The sequence below is a fragment of the Lujinxingia vulgaris genome (assembly GCF_007997005.1).
GTDB lineage: Bacteria > Myxococcota_A > Bradymonadia > Bradymonadales > Bradymonadaceae > Lujinxingia.
Window position 1 is genome coordinate 105,638 of record NZ_VOSL01000025.1, and the last position, 20,984, is coordinate 126,621.

At 65.6% G+C, this 20,984-nt stretch carries 14 protein-coding genes; 8 read left to right on the forward strand and 6 right to left on the reverse strand.

What is annotated here, in order from left to right:
- Positions 1-20: 20 nt before the first annotated feature.
- Entirely contained in the window at positions 21-4,415 is a 4,395-nt protein-coding gene (locus FRC96_RS06090; protein WP_146973616.1) for a serine/threonine-protein kinase, read from the forward strand.
- On the opposite strand, the gene FRC96_RS06095 is transcribed toward FRC96_RS06090, so the two are convergent.
- From FRC96_RS06095 to FRC96_RS06100, 3 genes are all read right to left on the reverse strand, one after another.
- Positions 4,412-5,353 (reverse strand): RluA family pseudouridine synthase, encoded by a 942-nt coding sequence (locus FRC96_RS06095; RefSeq protein WP_230469933.1) that lies wholly within the window; start codon positions 5,351-5,353, stop codon positions 4,412-4,414. The two genes, FRC96_RS06090 and FRC96_RS06095, sit on opposite strands and share 4 nt — an antisense overlap.
- Positions 5,354-5,373: 20 nt before the next feature.
- Positions 5,374-5,646 carry a hypothetical protein gene (locus FRC96_RS21840; protein ID WP_115602809.1) on the reverse strand — a complete coding sequence of 91 codons (273 nt, stop codon included), beginning with the start codon at positions 5,644-5,646 and terminating at the stop codon, positions 5,374-5,376.
- A 90-nt stretch (positions 5,647-5,736) separates the two neighbouring features.
- Positions 5,737-7,362 (reverse strand): helix-turn-helix domain-containing protein, encoded by a 1,626-nt coding sequence (locus tag FRC96_RS06100; protein WP_230469934.1) that lies wholly within the window; start codon positions 7,360-7,362, stop codon positions 5,737-5,739.
- Between the two features lie 247 nt (positions 7,363-7,609).
- On the opposite strand from FRC96_RS06100, the gene FRC96_RS06105 reads away from it, so the two are divergent.
- The gene (locus FRC96_RS06105; protein WP_146973619.1) at positions 7,610-10,261 is read left to right on the forward strand and encodes an FHA domain-containing protein; all 2,652 of its coding nucleotides are present in this window, start codon (positions 7,610-7,612) and stop codon (positions 10,259-10,261) included.
- A 4-nt stretch (positions 10,262-10,265) separates the two neighbouring features.
- Here the strand turns inward: FRC96_RS06105 and FRC96_RS06110 are convergent, their stop codons facing one another.
- Positions 10,266-10,985 (reverse strand): endonuclease/exonuclease/phosphatase family protein, encoded by a 720-nt coding sequence (locus FRC96_RS06110; RefSeq protein WP_146973620.1) that lies wholly within the window; start codon positions 10,983-10,985, stop codon positions 10,266-10,268.
- A 108-nt stretch (positions 10,986-11,093) separates the two neighbouring features.
- Between FRC96_RS06110 and FRC96_RS06115 the strand changes: the two genes are divergently transcribed.
- Positions 11,094-12,383: a pyridoxal phosphate-dependent aminotransferase gene (locus tag FRC96_RS06115; RefSeq protein WP_146973621.1), complete on the forward strand. Its 1,290-nt coding sequence runs from the start codon at positions 11,094-11,096 to the stop codon at positions 12,381-12,383.
- Between the two features lie 17 nt (positions 12,384-12,400).
- Here the strand turns inward: FRC96_RS06115 and FRC96_RS06120 are convergent, their stop codons facing one another.
- The gene (locus tag FRC96_RS06120; RefSeq protein ID WP_146973622.1) at positions 12,401-13,963 is read right to left on the reverse strand and encodes a sensor histidine kinase; all 1,563 of its coding nucleotides are present in this window, start codon (positions 13,961-13,963) and stop codon (positions 12,401-12,403) included.
- 264 nt (positions 13,964-14,227) lie between these two features.
- On the opposite strand from FRC96_RS06120, the gene FRC96_RS06125 reads away from it, so the two are divergent.
- The 3 genes from FRC96_RS06125 to FRC96_RS06135 all read left to right on the forward strand — a co-directional run bounded on the left by FRC96_RS06125 (position 14,228) and on the right by FRC96_RS06135 (position 18,445).
- The gene (locus FRC96_RS06125; RefSeq protein WP_146973623.1) at positions 14,228-15,772 is read left to right on the forward strand and encodes a PEGA domain-containing protein; all 1,545 of its coding nucleotides are present in this window, start codon (positions 14,228-14,230) and stop codon (positions 15,770-15,772) included.
- On the forward strand, positions 15,769-17,481 hold the full coding sequence (locus FRC96_RS06130; RefSeq protein ID WP_146973624.1) for a hypothetical protein: 1,713 nt from the start codon (positions 15,769-15,771) through the stop codon (positions 17,479-17,481). Before FRC96_RS06125 ends, FRC96_RS06130 begins: the two co-directional genes overlap by 4 nt.
- A 208-nt stretch (positions 17,482-17,689) precedes the next feature.
- Positions 17,690-18,445, forward strand: a complete 756-nt coding sequence (locus tag FRC96_RS06135) for an SDR family NAD(P)-dependent oxidoreductase (protein WP_146973625.1) — start codon at positions 17,690-17,692, stop codon at positions 18,443-18,445.
- Between the two features lie 40 nt (positions 18,446-18,485).
- On the opposite strand, the gene FRC96_RS06140 is transcribed toward FRC96_RS06135, so the two are convergent.
- Positions 18,486-19,445, reverse strand: coding sequence for a hypothetical protein (locus tag FRC96_RS06140; RefSeq protein WP_146973626.1), 960 nt, complete (start codon positions 19,443-19,445; stop codon positions 18,486-18,488).
- A 97-nt stretch (positions 19,446-19,542) separates the two neighbouring features.
- On the opposite strand from FRC96_RS06140, the gene FRC96_RS06145 reads away from it, so the two are divergent.
- On the forward strand, positions 19,543-19,725 hold the full coding sequence (locus tag FRC96_RS06145; protein WP_146973627.1) for a hypothetical protein: 183 nt from the start codon (positions 19,543-19,545) through the stop codon (positions 19,723-19,725).
- Positions 19,726-20,415: 690 nt separating this feature from the next.
- Positions 20,416-20,874 carry a division/cell wall cluster transcriptional repressor MraZ gene (gene mraZ / locus FRC96_RS06150; RefSeq protein WP_146973628.1) on the forward strand — a complete coding sequence of 153 codons (459 nt, stop codon included), beginning with the start codon at positions 20,416-20,418 and terminating at the stop codon, positions 20,872-20,874.
- Positions 20,875-20,984 lie beyond the last annotated feature (110 nt).

A 20,984-nucleotide genomic window follows, 5' to 3' on the forward strand; every position in this document is an offset into this window, starting at 1 on the left:
GGTCGTGGTGGTGAAGCGTTGTGAGCGAGCCCTTTGGGACATACATGCTGGGAGAGCGCATCGGCGTGGGCGGGATGGCCGAGGTGTTTCTTGCGCGCAGCGTGGGGGCCGAGGGGGTTGAGAAGACGCTGGTCATCAAGAAGATTCTGCCCGAGTTGGCGACCGATGAACGTTTTGTGGAGATGTTCATCGCCGAGGCCAAGATCGCCATGGGGCTCAACCACCCCAACGTCGTGCAGATCTACGACTTCGGGAAGGTAGGGCGAGATTATTACCTGGCGATGGAGCACGTCGATGGCGTGGACCTGGGGCATTTGCTTCGGGCCGGCCAGCGGGCCGGACGCCCGCTGGCGCTTGGGGATGCGCTCTTTGTGGCGATTGAGCTTGCCCGCGGGCTTGATTACGCCCACCGCCGCACCGATGGCTTCGGGCGCAGTCTGGAACTCGTGCACCGCGACGTGAGCCCGCAAAACGTGCTTATCTCGCGAGATGGTGCCGTCAAGCTGGTGGACTTTGGCATCGCCAAGGCCACCAGTGTGCGGGAGGACCGCCCCGGGTTGGTCAAGGGCAAGTACCGCTACATGAGCCCGGAGCAGGCCCGTGGCGAGGAGGTCGATCAGCGCAGCGATCTTTTCAGCCTTGGCGCGCTGATGTTTGAGCTTGTGTGCGGCCGCCCGCTTTTTCGGGCCGAGAGCACCGAAGATCTGCTCAGCCTGGTCACGGGGGCGGTGGTGCCCGATATCAAGGCGATCCACCCGCAAACTCCCGAGGCGCTGGAACACCTGATGTACAAGGCGCTCTCCCGGGAGCGTGACGAGCGCCCGGCCAGCGCGCGGGAGATGCAGCGGGCGATGACCCGCGTGCTCTACGGGCTCAGCGAGATTCACGATGAAATGACCCTCGCCCAGCATCTGCGCGAGGTCAGCCCGCATCTCGACCCGGAGGGTCGGCGTGGCGAGAGCGCTTCGGTGGGAGCGCAGCCCTCGGTGTCGACGGTGGTGGGACGCACGCAGGTGGCGCGGGCCGGGGCGTCAGCGCGCGCAGCGAGCCTGCGCACCTCGCTGCAGGTTACCCCGGCGATGGTGCAACGCCGTAAGGAGGTGGTGACCATCGCCGGCAAGCTCGAGGGGCTGGCGGAGCTTGAGCGTGCGCTGAGCCCGGAGCGCTGGCGCCATCTGGGCGCCGAGCTTACCCGGATTGTGGACGCGATCGCGTTTAAAAATGACGGGGTCTTGCATCGCATCGACGCCGCGGGGTTTGTGGTCGTGCTGGGCCTGCCCATCTCCAGTGAGAACGACGGGGTGCGCGCCGCCCGGGTGGCTCGCGATCTGCACGAGGCGGTCGCCGGGATGAACTTCAGCCTCGATGTGCCGCTTCTGGTCAGCCTGGGAATCGCGACCTCGGAAGTGCTCATTGAGCATCCGTCCAGCGGCCTCAAGCAGGGCTACCGCTGGGAGTACCTGGAGCGCGGCGACGACGATGCGCGCTCGCTCGCGGCGGCCGCCATGGCGCGGGAGACGTTGATCGGCCCGCAGGTCTTTCAGCGGGTTCGGCGGGCGTTTTATTGCGAGGCCATCCAGCCGATGGCCGGCAACGACGAGGTCGGCGCGGGTGGGGCGACAGCTGGAGGGGCCGGAGCGGCGGCGTACCGGCTGGTGGGGCCAAAGAGCGCGCGGGATCGCATCAAAGAGCTGCGCCGGTCGGTGACCTCCTTCTACGGGCGCGATGTGGAGCGGCGCGTCGTGCGACAGGCTTACCGTCGCGTGGCGATGGATCGCCGCGCCGGCGCGTTGATGCTGGTCGGACCAGCAGGCGTCGGGAAGTCCGCGCTCTTGGAGGAGTTCCTCGCCGGCTTTGATGGCGGCCAGGCGCGGGTATTGCGGGCCGTGGCCTCCCCCTATGAGCGGGATCAGCCGCTGGGGAGCGCGGCGGCCTTCTTTGCCGAGGCGCTCGGGCTCGGACCTCGCGATGATCTTCGACAGCTGGCTGCCCGCCTGGAGAAGGTCATTGAGACGATCTTCTCCCAGGAGGATGAGGATGAGCGCGAGCTGCTCTTCGACTCGATGGCGACCGTCTTCGGGGTGCCGGTCTCGGAGCGCGCGTTCTCGCGCCTCGACCGCGAGGAGCGCCAGCGACGTATCTACCTCTCGCTGAGCAAGCTCGTCAGCGGCTTCGCGTCGTCGGGGCCTGTGATCATCGCCATTGATGACGCGCATTATATCGATCCGGTGATGCTGGAGTTCACGGCGCGTTATTTTGAGACCGATCGAGATGTGCCGGTCTTTATGGTGTGCACCGCCCGCGATCTGGGGCCGCATACCGAGAGCGACGCCTGGCGGCGACTTCTGGAGAGTCCGCGCGTGGCGTTTGAGACGGTCGGCGAGCTCTCCGGGCGAGAGTCGCGTCGGCTGGTTCGCGACCTCTTGCGTCTGGATGTGGGCGAAGATCAGGCCCTGGTCGAGGAGGTGCTCAGCCGCACCGGGGGAAACCCGCTCTACATTCGGGAGGTGGTCGAGGCGATCCGCGATCGGGTGGGCTTTGGGCTCGCGACCGACTCGGTCGAACTCAGCGATGAGGCGGTGTGGCTGCCGGCGAGTGTCGAGGGGATCATCGACGCGAAGCTGGAGCGGCTGCCCTCGGAGGCGCGCGCGGTGCTCGTGCGCGTCGCGCTCTTCGGAGTGCCTTTTGAGCGTGCGCGGGCGGAGCGTCTTCTGGAGCAGCCCTGTGGCGAGGCCATCGCCCGGCTGGTCGAGGAGGGCATTCTGGAGGAGGTGGGGGCGGAGGGAAGTCTGCGCTATCGCTTCTGCAATGAGCTCACGCGGGAGGTGGCCGCCCGGGGGCTTTTGCCCGAGCATGCCGCGCAGCTGCACGGGCGCATCGCCTCGGAGTTGATCGCGCGGGATGGGCAGGGTGGCGCACGTCGGAGCGCGCTGATCGCCCGGCACCTTGAAGCGTGCGGCGATGCGGAGGGCGCTCGGAGCTACTATGTGGGTGCCGCCCGGGAGGCCTCACGGCTGGTAGGGGCGCAGGTCTGCGTGCGCCATTGTGAGCGGGTCCTGGAGATGGGCGGGGCGCCGGTCGATGAGCTCATCGAGGTCTTGCTGCTCAAAGAAGAAGCCTGTCAGGAGCTCGGTGATGACGCCGGCGCTCGAAGCGCGCTGAACGCACTGGAGGAGCTTGTGACTCGTGGCGACGCCAATGAGCGCGCCTCCGAGGTGTGGTTGCGCCAGGCGCGTTACTGCTTCCAACGCGCGAGCTTTCGGGAGGCGCGGGACTACCTGCGACGTGCCGAAGAGGTGGCGCAACGCCAGGATGACTGCATCAGCCTGGCTCAGGCCGCGCGTCAGCGCGCCGTGATCGATCTGACCGAGGGTCACCGCGACGGCGCCCTTGAGGTGGTCGATGCCGGCTTGTTGCTGCTCGATGAGGCCAGCATCCATCAGGTCGATAAGCGCCGGGCCGGCGAAGCCGCGGTCGAGCTTTATACGGTGCGCGGGGTGGTGCTACGCCAGACGGGGCGCCACCGCGAGGCGCTCATCGCCTACGACCGCGCCTTGAGCCGCGCCCGGGAGCTGGAGCTCCCCCGTCACCAGCGACAGATTCTGACCAACTCCGGGCTGGCGTTGGCCTACGTAGGCCGCTTTGCAGCAGCGATGGCTCGCTATGAGAGCGCGCTGGCGATGTGTCGGCAGCTCGGGCATCGCCGCGACGAGGCGCTCTTGCTCGTCAACATCGGCCACGTCAACTTCCTGCTCGGGCAGACCCGCCAGGCGATCTCCGAGATTCAGCGCGGGCTGCATCTGGCTCGCCGCACCGCGTACACGACGACGGAGGCCGACGGTCAGATCTCCCTGGGGTTATGTTACCTGGAGTTGGGGCAGACTGAGCAGGCCGAGCAGGCGCTCCACGAGGGGTTGCGTCTGGCGGACTCCATCCCGCACGCGTATCTGGCGGTCTGCGCGACCCTGGCGCTGGCTCAGGTTAAGCTGCAGGGGGGCGGCCCGAGTGATGCGCGCGTGGCGTTGCTCCAGGCCGAAGATGCCCTGGAGCGCGCAGACCAGGCCGACATGCGCTGGGGCAAGGCGTTTGCGTTGAGCCTGATGGCGCGGTCGCACGCTCGCCAGGACCGCCTTGAACAGGCGATCGCGCTCTCTCGCCAGGCGTTGGCGATGCTCGACGCGATTGAGATCTACGGCGAAGACGAGGTCCACTTCGCCCACGCGAGCCTTCTGGCTCAGGTGGGCGATGCGGCGCTCGACGATGAGCGCGTGCGTTCATTGCGCCGGGCGCAGGCGGTGGTCCGAGAGCGCGCGGCGGCCATCGACGACGAGCGGCTGCGACGAGACTACCTGGCGCGGCCCCTCAACGCCCGGATCATGGACGCGCTGGCCGACGCGGAGTCGGTTGAGGATTAACGCCAGTCCCGGCCAGCGCGCAGCGCTTCCAGGGCGCCGGAGAAGTCGTCGGGGTACTCCGCCACGCAGTGCACGCGTTGGCCATCGGGGTGCTCAAAGCCCAGCGTGCGCGCATGCAGGGCCTGCCGCCCGATCAACGAGCATTGCGAGGTGCGTTTGCCGCCGTAGAGCACATCACCCAGAAGCGGGGCGTCGGCGTCGGCGAAATGCATGCGGATCTGGTGGGTGCGCCCGGTCTCCAGGCGACACTCCACGAGGACCGCGCCACTGTCGTAGCGCTCCATCACCCGGTAGTGCGTCACCGCGTGGCGTCCCTTTGTCACTCGCCCCGTAAAACGCATGCGGTGGTTGGGGTCGCGCCCGTGCAGCGTATCGAAGGTCCCCTCATCGGCAAGCCCCGGCCCAAACACCAGGGCGTGGTAGACCCGGTCGATGCTGTGGTCGCGAAACTGGGCCGAGAGGTGATGGTGGGCGCGGTCAGTCTTGGTGACCGCCAGCGCCCCGGAGGTGTCTTTGTCGATGCGGTGCACGATCCCCGGACGCAGCTCTCCACCGATGGTGGGGAGCTCGTCGAAGTGGTGCATCAACGCGTTGACAAGCGTGCCGTCGGGGTGGCCAATCGAGGGGTGCACGACCATGCCCACGGGCTTGTCGACCACGGCCACCTCATCGTCCTCGTAGAGGAGGTTGAGCGCGATGGCCTGGGCTTTGATGTTGGGTTCGGTCGGGGGGATGTGCGACCAGAAGATGCGGTCGTCTTCACGCAACTTATAGCCAGCCTTGACCTGCGCGCCGTTGACGGTGATCTCGCCGCGGTCCAGGAACTTGCGCACCTGGGAGCGGGTCAGCGGCGGATCGTCCTGCTCGGCCAGGTACACATCGAGGCGCTGGCCGGCGTCTTCCGGCTCAACCTGAAAGCTGAATTCGGTGGTGCTCAAAGCATGCCGGGGGCAGCGGGTTACCAGATCGAGCTTTCGATATGGCCGCAGTTGGCGAAGACGATGTCGATAAACGCCTTCTCCAGGATGTTGGTGTTCTCCAGCATGTCTTCGTCGACGTACTGACGCATGTGCGTGAGCGCCTCGCGCCAGATGCCGTCGAGCTCATCGAAGAGGTTGTCATTCTTGATGCCCGCTTCGATCTTTTTCTGGATGTCCGGGTAGATCGTCAGGTCGGAGGCGATAACGCGGGCGCGCTGAGCGGCCTTCTTCGGATCGGTGATCTTGGACATGCGTTCCTCATGGCGAGGGGTTCGACGTGAACTCGAGCCTTGGAGCCCGAGGGAGGGGAGGGCGGCAGGCCGCCTGTCCGGGCGACCTTATCACGATTGATCGAGATATCGGAAGTAGTCTTCAATCAGGGGTTGGGCCGGGACATCGAAGACCCGGGAGATCTCGCGCAGGTAGCCGCGCAGATAAACCGGTCGCGGGAGCACATCGGAGTCGACGGTCTCAATGGCGGCCAGGTATTTGACGCCGATGTGGGTGCGCGAGCTCAGCTCCTGAAGGCTCAGCCCGTGACGTCGTCGCAGCGCGGCGATGGCGTCTCCGGGCGACTTGGTGGCCACGGCGCGGCGCGCGCCGGCGCCCTCTTCGGCGGCCGGGGCATCGGGTTGCTCCGGGGGCGTCTCGGCCTCGTGGGCCGAAGGCTGGGCCGGGGGAGTGAACTCCGGAGGTCGAGGAGGCTGGGGGGTGGGGTGCTCCTGACGGGCCGGTGCCGGTGTGGCAGTGCGCTCCCGCTCGTAGTTGCGCACCGCCTCATCGACCTCCGCCCGCGAGAAGTTCTCACTGGGCATGGTCAACACGTGACGGTAGAGCCCTTCGAGCTCCTCGGCGATCTCCATGCGGCGGGTGGGCTCGGTGAAGACCAGGCTGATGGAGGCCTCGCGCCGATACCCCTCCCAGAGCCTGCGGCAGTACTGGCGCACTTCGTTGCGGCTGAGCTCGGGGTTGAGCCCCATCAGCATCGCCGGGTGCGCGTCACCGCGGGTGGGGATCGGCCTGGGGTAGCGCATATCGACCAGCTGCACGTCGCGGATGTGACGCGAGAGCAACTCGATGTCGTTGGTCAGCCCCTCCTCATTGCGGGAGGTGCCGGTGCCGGTGGTGCGGCGGTTATAAAACCAGCGGCGGTCGGCGTAATCGATGCTGGCCAGCACCCGGGGGAAGACCTGTAGCTCGCGGTGAAGGGCGTGGCTGAGCACAAACCCCAGATCGTGCTCGGCGCCCTCGCGCACCATGTTGACCACCATGTAGACCTCCAGCTGGCGGGCGGTCTCATCAATGATGGCGCGCGATTGGGCCGAGGGCGCGTCGTAGCGAAGCGAGCGGGTGTTCAGCCAGAGGGGCTGCTTATAGAGCACCTCCACCAGCTCCTCTTCAAAGTCGGGAGCCTGCGGGTGGTATCCGATGGCGCTAAAGAGCGAGGCGCGCAGAAACTGCGCCATCACCCGGATCGCCGCCGGGTCGGGCGTGCCCACCAGGATCGGCGTATCGCTCAACGTAAAGAGCCCCACATCAAAGGGCGAGAGGCTGGGGGGAAGATCGATGAGCACCCAGTCGAAGTCGAGCTGATGCAGCTGCGCGATGATCTCCTCGGGACGCACCCGCGGGCGCGTAAACGGATAACGTCGGGCTGCGGCCAGAGAGGCCAGATACACATTCGTGTACGCCGTGCCGACGATGAAGTCGGCGATGTGTGCGCCCTCTTCGCCAAGGCAATGCGAGCCATCGGCGCCCAGATCGAAGGCGGGCTCATTGGCACCGAGCAAGATATTGAGCGTGGGCGTATGCCAGGAGGCGTCGACGCAGAGCACGCGCCCCTGATAGCGGGTCAGCGCCCGGGCAATGTCGGCGCACAGGGTGCTCTTGCCGGTACCGCCTTTGCCGCCCCCGAAGGTGACGACGCGCGGGCGGTCGGGATGTTGGGGAGGAGCGATCTGGTTCAACGGGCCTACTCCGCATGGCGAGGGCATCAGATGCCGGGCTCAAGCCCGAGCGGGCGCGCCATCTTCGTCGACCGATCGTCACTTGGCAAGGGGACAGACGCGGGTTAGGTTAGGGGCGCTTCTCGGCTGAAAAAACGACGTCCGGGGCCCGCTTTCGCCGGCGCCCCCGGAGCCATGCCGGGAGCCTGATTCTTCGCCACTAAACCGACCTACGCCAGCGCCGACGCATTCGAGCCAAGGTGGACACGTGCCAAAGCTGATCTATCAGGATCCCGAGATCGGGACCGAGGTCATCGTTGAGATCAACTCGGAAGTTCCCGAAGTCACCATCGGGAGAAATCCGGGCAACATCATTCGCATCAACAACCCGTCGGTCTCTCGTCGACACACGAAGTTTGTCTACGAGAACGGTCGCTGCACCCTCTACGATCTCAACAGCTCCAATGGCACTTACGTCAATGGCATGCGCATCCAGAGCCAGGTGCTGGAGCACGGTGACCTGGTGCGCGTGGGCGAGTTCCCGCTGGAGTTTGCGGAAGAGCAGCCGGTGGTCAGCACCCAGGTCGAAGATCCGGGTATCGCGTCGATGGCCAAAGCCACCTCGATGGGGATGGGCTTTGGAATGGATGATTTCGGACCGGAGGAGATCGAGCTCGATGCGTCTTCGCTGGTCGAGGAGCATGAACTCGACGATCAGCCCATGATGATCGGGGAGGACGAGGTCCACGAGGTGCTCGACCCCGATGAGCTCTACCCGGAGCTTGAGCCGGAGTCTTTTGGGGATGATACCGTCGATGGGGGTGCCGAGATTGCAGCGAGCCTCGCCGCGCTGCGCGCGGCCGCTCAGGAGTCGGCCGGGCCCGATGCCCATGAACACACGCAGCGTGCGGATGGTCACGCGCTCAATCTTCAAAATTGGGAGCGCGAGTTCAGCAGCGGGGAGCATGAGCAGCCGCCGTTGGAAGCTGTGGCGCCTGGCCCGGTATCACAACCCATAGCGCAACCTGCAGCGCAGCCCACCGGCGGGGCTCCGCCGCGCCAGAGCGTGGCGATGCAGTCGCCGGGCAATGACGAAGAGGTTGAGGCGCTGCGCGCCGAAGTCGCCTCCCTGCGTCAGATGCTGGATGCCGGCGTCGCCGACTCCGACGACATGCAGGTGGAGAGGCTGCGGGGTGAGCGGGACCGTTTGATGGACGAGCGCCGCACGCTGGTGCGTCAGCTCAATGAGACACGTCAGGCCCTGGAGCAGGCCCCCACCGATGAGGCGATGGCCGAGGCGCAGGCTGCGCTCGACGCGGAGCGCCGGCGCGCCGCTGAGGCTGAGGCGCAGCTCGAAGCGCTCCGCGAGGAGTCCGGCTCGCGCGCCCGCCAGCTCGAAGAGGCGGCCGAGCGCGAAGAGGCGCTCAACGCGCAGCTCACAGCGGTGCAGCAGGAGCTGGAGTCGCATCAGCAGGCGCAGGCGCTTGTGGATTCGGAGCGCGCCGAGCTGGGCAGTCAGGTCAGTGAACTGCGCGATGAGATGCAGAGCTTTGAGGATCGCTACCATCAGGCGCTCTTGCGCATCGATGACGTGACCGAGGAGCTCAGCGCGAGCCTTAAGCAGGTCGAAGAACTCGAGGACGCCGCACAAATCGGCCAGGCTGAGCGCGACGCCCTGCAGTCCGAGCTCGCCGACCGCGTGCATGATCTGGAGCTTCGCGATGAGCGCATCGAAGCGCTCAGCGCCTCGCTGGAGGCCGAGCAGCAGAAAGTCGTCGAGCTTGAGGCCACCCTCGAAGCGCTCAACGAGGAGCTCTCTCGCCGGCCGCCCGAAGATGAAGCCAACGCGCTGCTGGCGCGCGCCACAACCCTCGACGCAGACCTTGTGGCGATGACCTCGGCGCGCGACGACCTACAAGCCCAACTCAATCAGACGAACGCCGAGTTGACCCGGCAACGTCAACTGCTCGAAGACCTTGAGGCGCGCCATAGCCGGGTCGCCGCCGAGCGCGACCAGGTCTCGCGGGAGCGCGACGGTCTCAAACAGGAGAAGGCCGCCTTCGCCCGCGAGACGGACTACCTGCAGGTCGAGCGCCGCAAACTCGGCGATGAGAATCAGTCGCTGAAAGCCCGCGTCGAAGAGCTGGAGAAAGACCGCAAACGCAAGCGCAAGATCTTCGAAGAGCTCTCCGGCGATCTTCGCGGGTTGGTCGAAGAGAACGATCGCCTGGGTGGCGAACTCGCCAGCGCCCGCGCGAGCCTGGAGCAGGCCCCCACCGGGGAGGCGCTCGAAGCGTTGCGTTCCGAGCTCGCCGAGCGCGACGAGCTCATCACCTCACTCTCCGCCCAGATCGAGGAGCTGGAGAGCGACGCCTCCAACCTCACCCGCGACCTGGGGCAGATCGCCGAGGAACGCGACGCGCTGGCCGAGCGGGAGACCGAGCTCCGAGAGCAGCTCGAGGCCGCCCGGGCCGCGCAGAGCGCCGACCTCGAAGAGGGCGAGGCGCTGGAGGCTTTGCGCAACGAGATGGCCGAGCTGCAGACGCAGCTTGAGGCTGCCCAGGCTGAGCTTGAAGACGCACGTCAGGCCGCTGCCGAGGCTGCCGAAGCCGAGGAAGGCGCCGACGCCGAGAGCGCCGAAGCGCTCGCGACACTCAAAGCCGAACTCGAGGAGGCCCGCGAGCAGATCGCTGGCTTTGAAGAGGAGCGCGACGCACTCAACGCCCGTCTGGCCGAACTCGAAGCCGAGCTTGAAGCCCGCGATGAGGCGGCGAGTGAGCCCGGTGAGGGGAGCGCGATCGATGAGGAAGAGGTGTCCAAACTCGTCGAGGAGAAGACCGCGCTGGAGGCCACGCTGGCCGAGATCATTCTGGAGCGCGACCGCCTCGAAGATCAGCTCCGCCAGCTCGCCGAAGCCTGAGCGCTCATAGCTCCCAGAGGGTGAGCACGCCCAGGTGGTCGGAGGCGGTGTCGTTCTCCAAGACCCGGTGGGCCAGGGCGCGGGCGCCCTGGCCCAGCACGAAGTCGATGCGGCGGTCGGGCTGCTGCGCCGGGAAGGTCTTCATGGCCTCGGGCGCGCCCGGATCGTCGCAGACCTCCACCAGCGCCTCAAGCCACTCGGTGCGCTCCGGCTCATTAAAATCCCCCATCACAAAGCGCGCCACCGGCGCGTCATCGGCCCCGCATATCGGTGCGGCGCAGATGCGCTCTCGCAGCACTTCGCCTTGCTGCGGGCGGTCTTCGGCGAGGTAGGAGAGGTGCGTGCAGAAGATCTCGACCACGCCGGCCGGGCTCTCAATCAGGGCGCGCGCCAGCCGCCGCGGCTCGTCCATGATCTGAGGAAGCGGGTCGACCTGAACCTCCAGAATCGGCCAGCGACTTAAGATCGCCTGGCCGTAGCGCGCCGGCTCCTGACCGGGGCGATCTTCGATGATCGCCGGGATAAAGACGTGATGTTCAAGCCCGCTCAGCGCGCTGAGCCGGGCGGTGGAGTCGCCCGAGGGGCCCATTGTCCAGTGATGCCCGACCTCCTGGAGCGCGACCACGTCGGCGTTGGCCTCCGCGATCACGTCAGCGACCGCCTTCAGTCCCTCCTGAATGCCCAGGCGAATGTTGTAGGTCATCACACGAAGTTGGTGGGGCATCGAAGCCTCCCGACGTTGGTGGGGGTGGGGAAGTGTGCTAGGGCTCAAAGCGTGGTTCAGGAAACTTCAAGGGGCTCCAAAGGGCGAGCCCGGCGCGCGGAGAGAAGTATGGTGGAGAGGCGTTCGGATGGGAAGAAGTCGCACGCGGCGTTTCGCTCGGTGCCCAAGACCGGCGTGATCTATGTGATGAGTGAGGCGGGCCGTCACGGCTACCGCCCCGGTGACCCGGGCTGGACCAACCTCGGCCAGGGGCAACCGGAGACCGGGATGCTGGAGCACGCGCCGCCACGTATCGACGCCATCGCAATCACCGAAGATGATCACGAATACTCCCCGGTCACCGGGTTGTGGGAGCTTCGCGAAGCAGTGGCCGACCACTACAACCGCCGCTACCGCCGCGGGATGGCGAGCCAGTACTCCGCCGAAAACGTCGCCATCTGCGGTGGCGGGCGTACCGCGCTCTCTCGCCTGGCCGCCGCGCTCGGGCCGATCAACCTGGGGCATTTTCTGCCCGATTACACGGCGTATGAAGAGCTGCTCGATCTTTTTCGCCTCTTCAATCCCATCCCCATTTTGCTCGACCCGCGACGCGGCTACGCATTTAGCGCCGGTGAGCTGGAGGATGAGATCAAAGGGCGAGGCCTCTCGGCCTTGTTGCTCTCGAACCCCTGCAATCCCACCGGAAAGCTGGTCGGAGGCGACGAGCTCGGGCAGTGGCTGCGCGTGGCACGCGAGCTCGACTGCGCGATGATCTTTGACGAGTTCTACAGCCACTACGTCTGGGGCAAGTCGGTCGAGGAGGCCACCGCGGCGCGCTACGTCGAAGATGTGGAGCGGGACCCGGCGGTGATCGTCAACGGCCTGACCAAGAGCTGGCGTTACCCGGGCTGGCGCCTCTCCTGGACGGTGGGGCCGAAGAAGGTCATTGAGCGTGTCGCCAGCGCCGGAAGCTTTCTCGACGGCGGCGCGGCGCGTCCTCTGCAACGCGCGGCGGTCAGTCTGCTCGATGATGAGGTGACCGACGCCGAGATCATCGCCATCCGTGAGCGCTTCGCGGCCAAGCGTCAGATGATGATGTCGCGCTTGCAGAAGATGGGCATCAAGCTCGATCTGCCCGCCCAGGGAACCTTCTACGTGTGGGCCAACTTAAGCGAGCTGCCGCCCGGGCTTCGAGACGGGATGGACTTCTTCTCGCAGGCCCTCAAACGCCAGGTGATCTGCGTGCCCGGCGAGTTCTTTGACGTCAACCCTGGCCAGCGTCGCGCCAACCGCTACAGCCGCTTCAAAAACTATGTGCGCTTTAGCTTCGGGCCGCCTCAGGCGGAGCTGGAGGCCGGCCTGGACCGCCTCGAGCAGATGATCGCCGAGGTGTCGCAGGCGCAGATGGCAGGCGCCTGAGAGGCGCGTCCTGAGTCTCAACGCGAGCGCATAAGGGGGAGCTCAAAGCAGAAGCGGGTGCCGCGTCCGACCTCGCTCTCTACGCGTAGCTCGCCGCCGTGCTCTTCGATGATCTGCTGGGTCATCGGAAGACCCAGCCCGGTGCCTTGAGACTTGGTGGAGAAGAAGGGCTCAAAGAGGCGCTCCAGCGCCTCGGGCGCGATGCCCTCGCCACGGTCATGAACCTCAACGCGGGCACGTCCCTCGTTGCGCGCGACGCGCACGACGACCTCATCGCCACGCGCGCTGGCTTCGACCGCGTTTTTGATCAGGTTGAGCAGCGCCTGGCGCATCTGGTTGGCGTCGACGTCGACCTCCACAGGCCCGTCGTCGATCGCCAGAAGCACCTCGACGCCGTGCTGGCTCCACTCCCATTGATGAAAGTCGATCAACCCCTGCACGATGTCATCGAGGTGCTCGGCCTGGGTCTTCGGGGAGGGAAGGCGCGCGTAGATCAGGTACTCCTCGGTGATGTCTCGGAGGCGATCGACCTCCTCAATGACCGTCTCCAGAAGGGGGCTTATCTCCTGGTCGGAGGTATCGATGCCGCGCTCCTGGAGCGCTTCAGCGAGCATCTCGACGTTGAGGTTGATGCTGGAGAGGGGGTTGCGCAGCTCGTGGGTGATCAGGCTGGTCATGCGCCCGATGGTCGCGAGGCGCTCCGACTTGAGCAGCGCGGCGTGCTGGCTACGCAGCCGCGCGTCGCGCTCGGCCAGGCTGTGGGCCATCGCGTTGAACTCTTCGGTGAGCAGCGCGACCTCATCCTGCCCCATCCGCGTGGAGGGGCTGGGAAGCGGGCGGTAGTCGCCCTCACCGATGCGGCGGGCAGCCTGAGTGAGGGTGGTCAGTGGACGCAGCGTCCAGACAATCAGGATGAGCACGAGCAGGGCCACCGCCAGCGCCGCCAGGCTGAGCGCCCCGAGCGCATAGACCGAGCTGCGCTCGGTATCATCGGCCCGCGCCAGGGCCTCATCGGTGGCCACGCGCAGCTCGGCGCGAAGCTGCGTGAGCCGATTGTCCAGCGCGCGCGCCTCCGCGCTCAGCTCGGTCTGCGTCTCGGAGATGGACTCGGAGAGCTCCGAGCCCTGAGGGCGCTCTCTCAACACCTGAGCCGTGAAGGCGCTGGCCGCCCCGGAGAACTCGCCGCCTCGCGCCTGCAGGGCCCGCAGATCGCGATGGATGGTGGCAAACGCCTCACTCTGCGCGGCGGGCACCTCCTCAAGCTCGCTGAAGTCCGCCAGGAGTGCGGCTTCGCCGAGCTCTTCGTCAAGGTTGTCCGGCAGCGCATTGAGCAGACGCGTCAGCTGCAAGGAGCGCCGAAGCACCGCCGGGTCGCGCTCGTTGAGCACCACATGGAAGCTGCGCAGGTCGTTTTGCACATCGCTCAGCTGCAACCCCAGCGGCACGATGCGGTGATTGATCGCGCGAAGCTGCCCGTAGAGGGTCTGGGTGCGCTCGACACCGAACATCACCACCGCGCTGAAGACGATGGTGACGCCGGCAAAGGCGATGAAGACTTTGGTGGCCAGGCTCAGGCGCATAGGGCGAACGATCTCGAAGAGGAGAGGGGCTTAATAATGAGGACAATGCGGGGCGATTCGTGATGGCGGCGACCGAGGTGGTGAAAAAGGCGTGCCGGTTGACGCTCAAATCGCCGTTATGCTAGTGAACGAGGCCGTTTTATCCACGCGAGTCGCGCGTCTTCAAGGCGTCGCTCACAGGTCGAGTGACGACCGAGTGCAGCGCGTAAGTCGTCGTGCCCGAGTCCTCTGTGAGGACGCGAGCGGGCCGGAGGTTGAGGTATCATGAATTCTGTACGTATCGCGAGCCGCGCCAGGCGTCCGCTGGGCGCGCTGCTCTTTATGCTGGGGTTTGTCGCGTTGAGCGCCCCGGCCTGGGCTCAAGAGGGCGAGGAGAGCGGTCAGGCTGAGCAGCCCGCCGCGGAAGAGCCCGCTCAGCCTGCCGGGCCTACTCCCCGTCTTTTCATGCTGCCGACCGACAGCGTCGGTGGGGAGTTGACCCGCATCATCCCCGAGCGCGTCGATGATGGCACCCGCGCACGTCTCAAGGAGCAACGGGGGCTGGAGCTCTTGCCAGACTACCGTCAGATGCAGGAGCGACTGGGCGGTGGCCGCAACGCCAGCGCGGCGGTGGCTGAAGCCGAGCGACTTTATACCTCCGGCATCGGTCTGCTGGCCGCCGGGGACTCTCAGCGCGCCGCCGAGACCTTCCAGCGCGCGCTCGATATGATGAACGAGCACCTGGCCGATCTTCAGAACTTTGATGTGTACGCCGATACGCTGGCCAACCTCTCGCTGGCTTACTTCCAGAGCAACTTTGACCTGGATGCCCGCAAGTTGATGCAGCGCTACGCGCAGCTTCGCCCGGGCGCCACGCTTGACCCCGAGAAGTTCCCTGCCGACCTGCGCGAAGTCTTCGATTCGGAGATGGACCGGGTGGAGAAGGCCGGCCCGGGGGTGCTCGCCGTGGTGGGCAACGTCGACGGCGCAGAGGTCTACCTCGATGGTGAACTCAAAGGGGTGACCCCGGCCCGAATCGACGGGGTGGGATTTGGTCACCACTACCTGGTGGTGCGCGGTGGCGGCAGCGTCTGGGCGCAGGAGGTCCGCGTGCGCGGTCGTGGCACCGAGCAGGCCGTCTCCGTGGAGCTTGGCGCGCCGCGTGAGGAGCAGGCCGCGGCCGATGAGGATCTTCCCGCATTTTATCTCGATCTTCGGGAGACCCTGCGCTCGGGTCGTTTTGGCGCCGAGCTCAGCCCGTACCTGGTGGAGCTGACCACGCGCACCGGCGCGGACTTCGTGGCCTGGGTCATCATGGTGCGCGACGGGCGCGACTACGCCGCGGCCCCCTTTGTGTATCGGGCCCGCGACGGGATGGTGGTGCAGGGCGAGAACGTCAGCTTTAACATGGAGATGTCGAACCAGCGTGTGGGTGTGAGCCGACTCGCTGCTGAGATCGCCACCGCGGTGCGCACGATGCCCGCGGATCGCGCGGTGGTCGATGTGGACCTGGCCCCCGCACCGGCGGTCGCCGTGACCACGCCGGTGGAGACGGAAGAAGGGGGCTCAACCTCGGGGGTCCGCGAGGTGAGCGAAGACCAGGAAGTTGCTCGTGCGCCGCTGCCCACGCCCGGCCCTGTGGTCGAGGACCCGGAAGTTATCGCCCCGCCCGCGGCGATGCCCTCGGAGGGACGCAGCAACACCAAACGCTACCTCGCCTATGGCGGCGCCGCGGTCCTTGCCGGCGGCGCGATCGCGGGGACCCTCTTTTTGATTTTGCGTAGCAGCGCCTCGCAGCCCGCGGCGTTTGAGGCGGAGGTGGAGTGGTGAGCACCGTGAACACGAAGACGACACAGATCGCCTGCCTGCTGGCAGGAACCTTGCTCTTGAGCCCGCTCGGCTGTGGTCCCGATGAGGCCACGCCCCGTGTCCAGGTCAGCCTCTTTGGCTGGGGCCCCACCCTTCAGGGCGGGGAGGGGTTTGTGACGGGCATGCCAGCCTACGAAGGCGCCCAGACGGTCCGCATCAAGGTGACCCAGCCGATGGATCGGCGGGTCCTCTCGCAGAGCACCTTTGATTTCGCCGCGCGCAGCGCGTCGATGCCCGAGATCACCTATGGCGAGCGCCTGCGCCTGGATGTGGAGGTCTTTGATGCCTCCAACAACCTGCTGGCTGCCGGCGCCACCCCGATCTTCACCTTCCAGGCCGGAAGTCCGCTGCGGAACTTCCGGGCGATGGTGGCGCCGGTCGACGAGGCATCTCCGGTGGGCTCGTTGATCCTGGACAGTGAGACGCAGCAGACCCAGTTCGTGCAGAGCGCCTTTGACTATCGCGGTGAGACCCGCGACTGGCTCGGGCGCATCGGGCATGCCTCGGCGACGACCTCGGATGGCGAGGTGCTGATCGTCGGCGGCGGCAACCCGGGGAGCTTCTACCAGCCCTTCACCACCCCGAACCTCACCGAGGTGTACGACGACATTCAGGTCTTCTCGCCACAGACCGGCTACTTCACCAGCCTGGCTCAAGACGACGCCGCCGAAGCGGTTGGCGTGCTGGGTCGCGACAAGCTCGCCGAGCCGCGCGCCTTCCATACGGTGACGCCCCTGGGGGATAAGCGCTACCTGGTTGCCGGCGGGTTTACGCTGCGCGACGGCGTGGTGCGGCCGGTCGACTCCCTGGAGCTCATCGATCTGAATGAGGCGCCTGGCACCCGCGTGCGCAGCATTGTGGACTTCAACGGCAACGCCATTCGCCTGGCGACGCCGCGTGCGCATCACACCGCAACGCGCCGCACCTCCGACGGCGCGGTGGTCATCGCCGGCGGCCTGGGTCGCGACAATGCGGTGCTCAACACCTTTGAGGTCGTCAATGTGCAGGCCGCTCAGGTGAGCTCCGGCCTGCAGATGACCGACGCGCGCGTGGGTCATACCGCGGTCTTGCTGCGCGACGGACGCACGGTGTGGTTGGCCGGAGGACGCAGCGCAAGCCAGGTGCTCGCGAGCTCCGAAGAGATCGTGCCGACCGAAGCCAGCTCGGTCACCACCGAGAGCGTGCTGCTGAACATGGCGCGTTTCGGTGCCTCCGCGCGCCGCATCAGCAGCGGGGGAGGGGATCTGGTGATTGTGATTGGCGGTTTCACCGGCCTGACCGATGGCGGCACCGCCAACTTTGAGGTGGGCCGGCCGCAGCAGGGCCAGATGCTCAGCGAGAGCACCTGGCGCATCAACGAGGCGCGTGGCGCAGCCTCGCTGGTGGAGCTTCCCCAGAGTGGCGACCTGCTCATCATCGGTGGCGTGGGGCCGGGGCGCCAGCACGTGAACAACGCCGAGCGCCTGACCTTCCAGGGCCTCACCGCCGTGCCCCCCTTCAACGTGAACGTGCTGGGTGATTTGCACCAGGAGCGCTTCGGCTTCACCGCGGATGTTGCGTCGAACGGACGCGTTCTGATCACCGGTGGCATGAGCCGCACCAACAACAACGTGGCGCGCCACGACGCCGAGTATTTCAACGCCTACGACCCGGTGCGTCCGCCCCTCTGAGCGGGGACGGCTACGCAAAACCTCAGGGTTAAGATGGCCCGGTTTGCCGACGTGTTCGGTAAGCCGGGCTTCTTTTTTGTCCCGTTGGCCAGGGGAGGCCCGTGATTTGTGGCGGGTTCTGTGCGTCGGAAGGTCCCCCCGTTGACCGACCCGGCAGGGTGCGCACAACTTGAAGCTCACGCATCAGTCACAAGCTGCAGGAGGTTCGATGAAGTCGTTGTCGGGAAAGGTCGCTGTCATCACAGGGGCATCACGGGGCATCGGTCAGGCGTGTGCCGAGATCTTTGCTTCAAAAGGGGCAAAGGTTGTGGTCTCCGACCTTCCGGACACCGGGGGCGAAGAGGTGGTCGAGGCGATCGAGCGGGCCGGCGGCAGCGCGCGTTTTGTCGCCTGTGACGTCACCGATTCAGAGCAGGTGGCCGCGTTGATGAGCGCCGCAGTGGACGCTTTCGGTAACCTGGATATCGGCGTCAACAATGCAGGTATCGGCGGAGCCCAGAAACCCACCCATGACTACACCCTGGAGGAGTGGCAGCAGGTACTCAACGTCAACCTCACCGGCCCCTTTTTGTGCATGAAACATCAACTTCGCCATATGGTCCGCGCGCGCTCCGGGGCGATTGTTAACGTGGCCTCGATTCTGGGCGCGGTCGGGTTTGCGATGGCACCGGCCTATGTGGCCGCAAAGCATGGCCTGGTGGGACTAACGAAGACCGCGGCGCTGGAGTATTCGCACTACGGTGTGCGCATCAACGCAATAGGGCCGGGCTTTGTCGATACACCCCTCATCCAGAAGATCAAAGACGATGAAAGCACCTACGAGGCGATCGTGGGGGCGCATCCCATCGGGCGTATCGCCAGGCCTGAAGAAGTGGCCCGTATGGCGGCATTTCTGGCCAGTGATGAGGCGAGTTTTGTGACCGGGGGATACTACCCGGTGGATGGCGGTTATCTGGCTCGCTAAGGGCGCAGCAACGCCCGCTGCCTTCATCGCAACAACACCATCATTGAGGTTGGCGCAGGACCGAGAAGTGCTCGATGATCGCCTGTGCGCTTAGGTAGGCCGGCCAGTTGTCGCGGTCGCGCTGACGCAGGTGCCGGTCGAACGCGTCGAGATCAGTGTCCCCGATAGGGGTCGGCGCGATGTAGTTCAGCAGTGAGATGGCGTCACCCTGAACGCCGTCGGGCAGCGAGGCTGGCGAGTTCTCACTCGATCCCCAGTTCCATACCACATTGCTTTCGGCGGTGACCCCGGTGGTGTTGGAGATGGCACCGCTTGCGAAATCTTCCGTCGCGCTGTCGAGAGGATCCACGCTGTGGATGACCACATTATCTCGCAGCACCGAGCCGGACACGCTTTTGGTATCAAGCCCCCAGCCTCGCGCGCCGATGTCGAACGCGACCTTGTTGCCGGCGATGGTCACAACGTTGCGCTCGACGAGCGATGGCGTGCCCGTGCCGGTGAAGTAGGCGGCGTTGTTGGCGATGAAGACGTTGTCCTGGACAATGCCGCCGCTGCGAACCTGGGCGCCGAATGAGGCGCCACGCGAGGAGATCGATCCGCGCAGCACCACGTTGGAGTTGTCCCCCTGAAGATAGAAGTTATGCGAGTACTTCGAGGGCGGCTGCGGCCCGGGGCCAGCCTCCGGATCGTAGCCGGGCTGCCACCCGTTGGTATCGGCATAGCATTCGTCGATGAAGATGCCGTCGACGTTTGAGATGTACACCGCCGAGATCCGGTTCTCATGGGTGGCACGCCAGTCTTCGGCCTCGTCGACGGGCTCGCCGAGATGAGCATCCAGCAGCATGGAGCGGCGCAACGTGATGCCCCGATGAGCCTCTTCGTCGGAGCCCTGAATCCGCGACTCGCATCCTTCGAAGACGACGTTCTCGACGTAGAGGTTTGTGATCTTGCCGAGCACGTCGAGGCAGTTGAGGGCGTGCAGAGTTGACGCCGCTCCCAATGCCTGTTAGCTCATCCGGCCTGCCTGACCCGTTCCCCCTCGCCAGCGGCAAGGGAGACGCCCACAGCCCAGTGCTATAGATTTTAAGGAGATGACCATGGCTGAAGAGACCACCAACGCGCCGGCCGACGGCGAAGCTACCAAGCTGAGCGGCGAAAAGATCATGTGCTTTGTGTCCAAGCAGATGGTGCCGATCGAAGATACCGTCGAGCTGGAAGTTCAGGAGCACAAGAAAGTTCGCGTGCTTCCGAAGTACATCAAGTACGACCAGGACGCGTAAGGTTTGAGCCCGGCGCCCGGCGCCGGCTTCGCCTTCAGGACCCGCTTCCCGCCAGGGAGGCGGGTTTTTTGCTCTGTGGCACCTCATCCCCCATGTGGCGCCTCATTTTTCGTGTGCCACTTCATCCCCCCTGTGCCACTTCATCCCCCCTGTGCCACTTCATCCCCCCTGTGCCACTTCATCCCCCCTGTGCCACTTCATCCCCCCTGTGCCACTTCATCCCCCCTGTGCCACTTTATCCCCCCTGTGCCACTTTATCCCCCTGAGAGTGTTTGATGCCGCTGTCGTCAACACGTTGGTGTACGTGTGCGTCGACGCGCCGATGGCGTTTGGGAGGCGATCCCACCCTGCGCTCCCACCTTCTCCCACAGATCGCTTTTGCGGCGTTTTGTCAGGTATGAGGAGGTGTTCTTTTGTGTGTTAAGTTGTTGTTTTTAAAGGGTTAATGGGTCTATTTTGGGGCTGATTGAAACTGCGGATCACCCACGTTCTATGCGGGTGAGCGCGTCAAATACTTTTCTTGACGGCGGATCCACCCACCCCTATAGTGCCCTCAGTGGGATGAATTCCCATCCGGTGGCACGAGGTGGTGGAGCACGCGTTGACCGGAACGCGCCAGGGACGGCGCGGCCGACGTTGAGATGGGTTCCATGGATGGAGAGTGGTTGGTGATGTGAGCCAGGTGTCGCGATGTTTCGAGGTCAGTACGAACACACGATGGACGGGAAGGGGCGTATCAGCGTCCCGGCTCGCTATCGTGAGGTGCTGGCCGCAAACGATCCGACCGGCGAACATGCCGACCGCCTCATCTTGACGCGCACCTTTGAGCAATGCCTGGTGGTTTATCCCATGGACAAGTGGTTGGCCTTTGAGGAGAAGGTTCGTTCGCTCCCTCAGTTCAACCCCAGCGTCCAGCAGCTCAAGCGGGTCTACATCGCCGGAGCGGTGGAGTGCTCCATCGACAGCCACGGTCGGCTGTTGGTGCCGCAGGCGATGCGAGATTTCGCGCAGCTCGATCGGGAGTGTGTCTGGGTGGGCCAGCTCGACACCGTCGAGCTCTGGTCGCGGGCCAAGTGGGACGGCGCAGTCGAAGACGCGCTGGAGGACCCGCAGGCGCTCTCCGCGGCGATGTCGGAGCTCGGTCTTTAAGAACAGACCTTCGTCTTAACGCTCAAGGATGAGCGGACTGCGCATTGAGCGAGCGCGCGGTAAGACTCAGGGATGAGGAGGCCGGGAGCTTCAGGGATGAAGCCAGGGGC

What these genes read in the sequence shown, in the direction of transcription:
- FRC96_RS06115 (WP_146973621.1), top strand. Translation starts at nt 11,094, where the DNA reads ATGGTGGAGAGGCGTTCGGATGGGAAGAAGTCGCACGCGGCGTTTCGC.
- mraZ (WP_146973628.1), top strand. Translation starts at nt 20,416, where the DNA reads ATGTTTCGAGGTCAGTACGAACACACGATGGACGGGAAGGGGCGTATC.
- FRC96_RS06110 (WP_146973620.1), bottom strand. Translation starts at nt 10,985, where the DNA reads ATGCCCCACCAACTTCGTGTGATGACCTACAACATTCGCCTGGGCATT.
- FRC96_RS06125 (WP_146973623.1), top strand. Translation starts at nt 14,228, where the DNA reads ATGAATTCTGTACGTATCGCGAGCCGCGCCAGGCGTCCGCTGGGCGCG.
- FRC96_RS21840 (WP_115602809.1), bottom strand. Translation starts at nt 5,646, where the DNA reads ATGTCCAAGATCACCGATCCGAAGAAGGCCGCTCAGCGCGCCCGCGTT.
- FRC96_RS06145 (WP_146973627.1), top strand. Translation starts at nt 19,543, where the DNA reads ATGGCTGAAGAGACCACCAACGCGCCGGCCGACGGCGAAGCTACCAAG.
- FRC96_RS06135 (WP_146973625.1), top strand. Translation starts at nt 17,690, where the DNA reads ATGAAGTCGTTGTCGGGAAAGGTCGCTGTCATCACAGGGGCATCACGG.
- FRC96_RS06120 (WP_146973622.1), bottom strand. Translation starts at nt 13,963, where the DNA reads ATGCGCCTGAGCCTGGCCACCAAAGTCTTCATCGCCTTTGCCGGCGTC.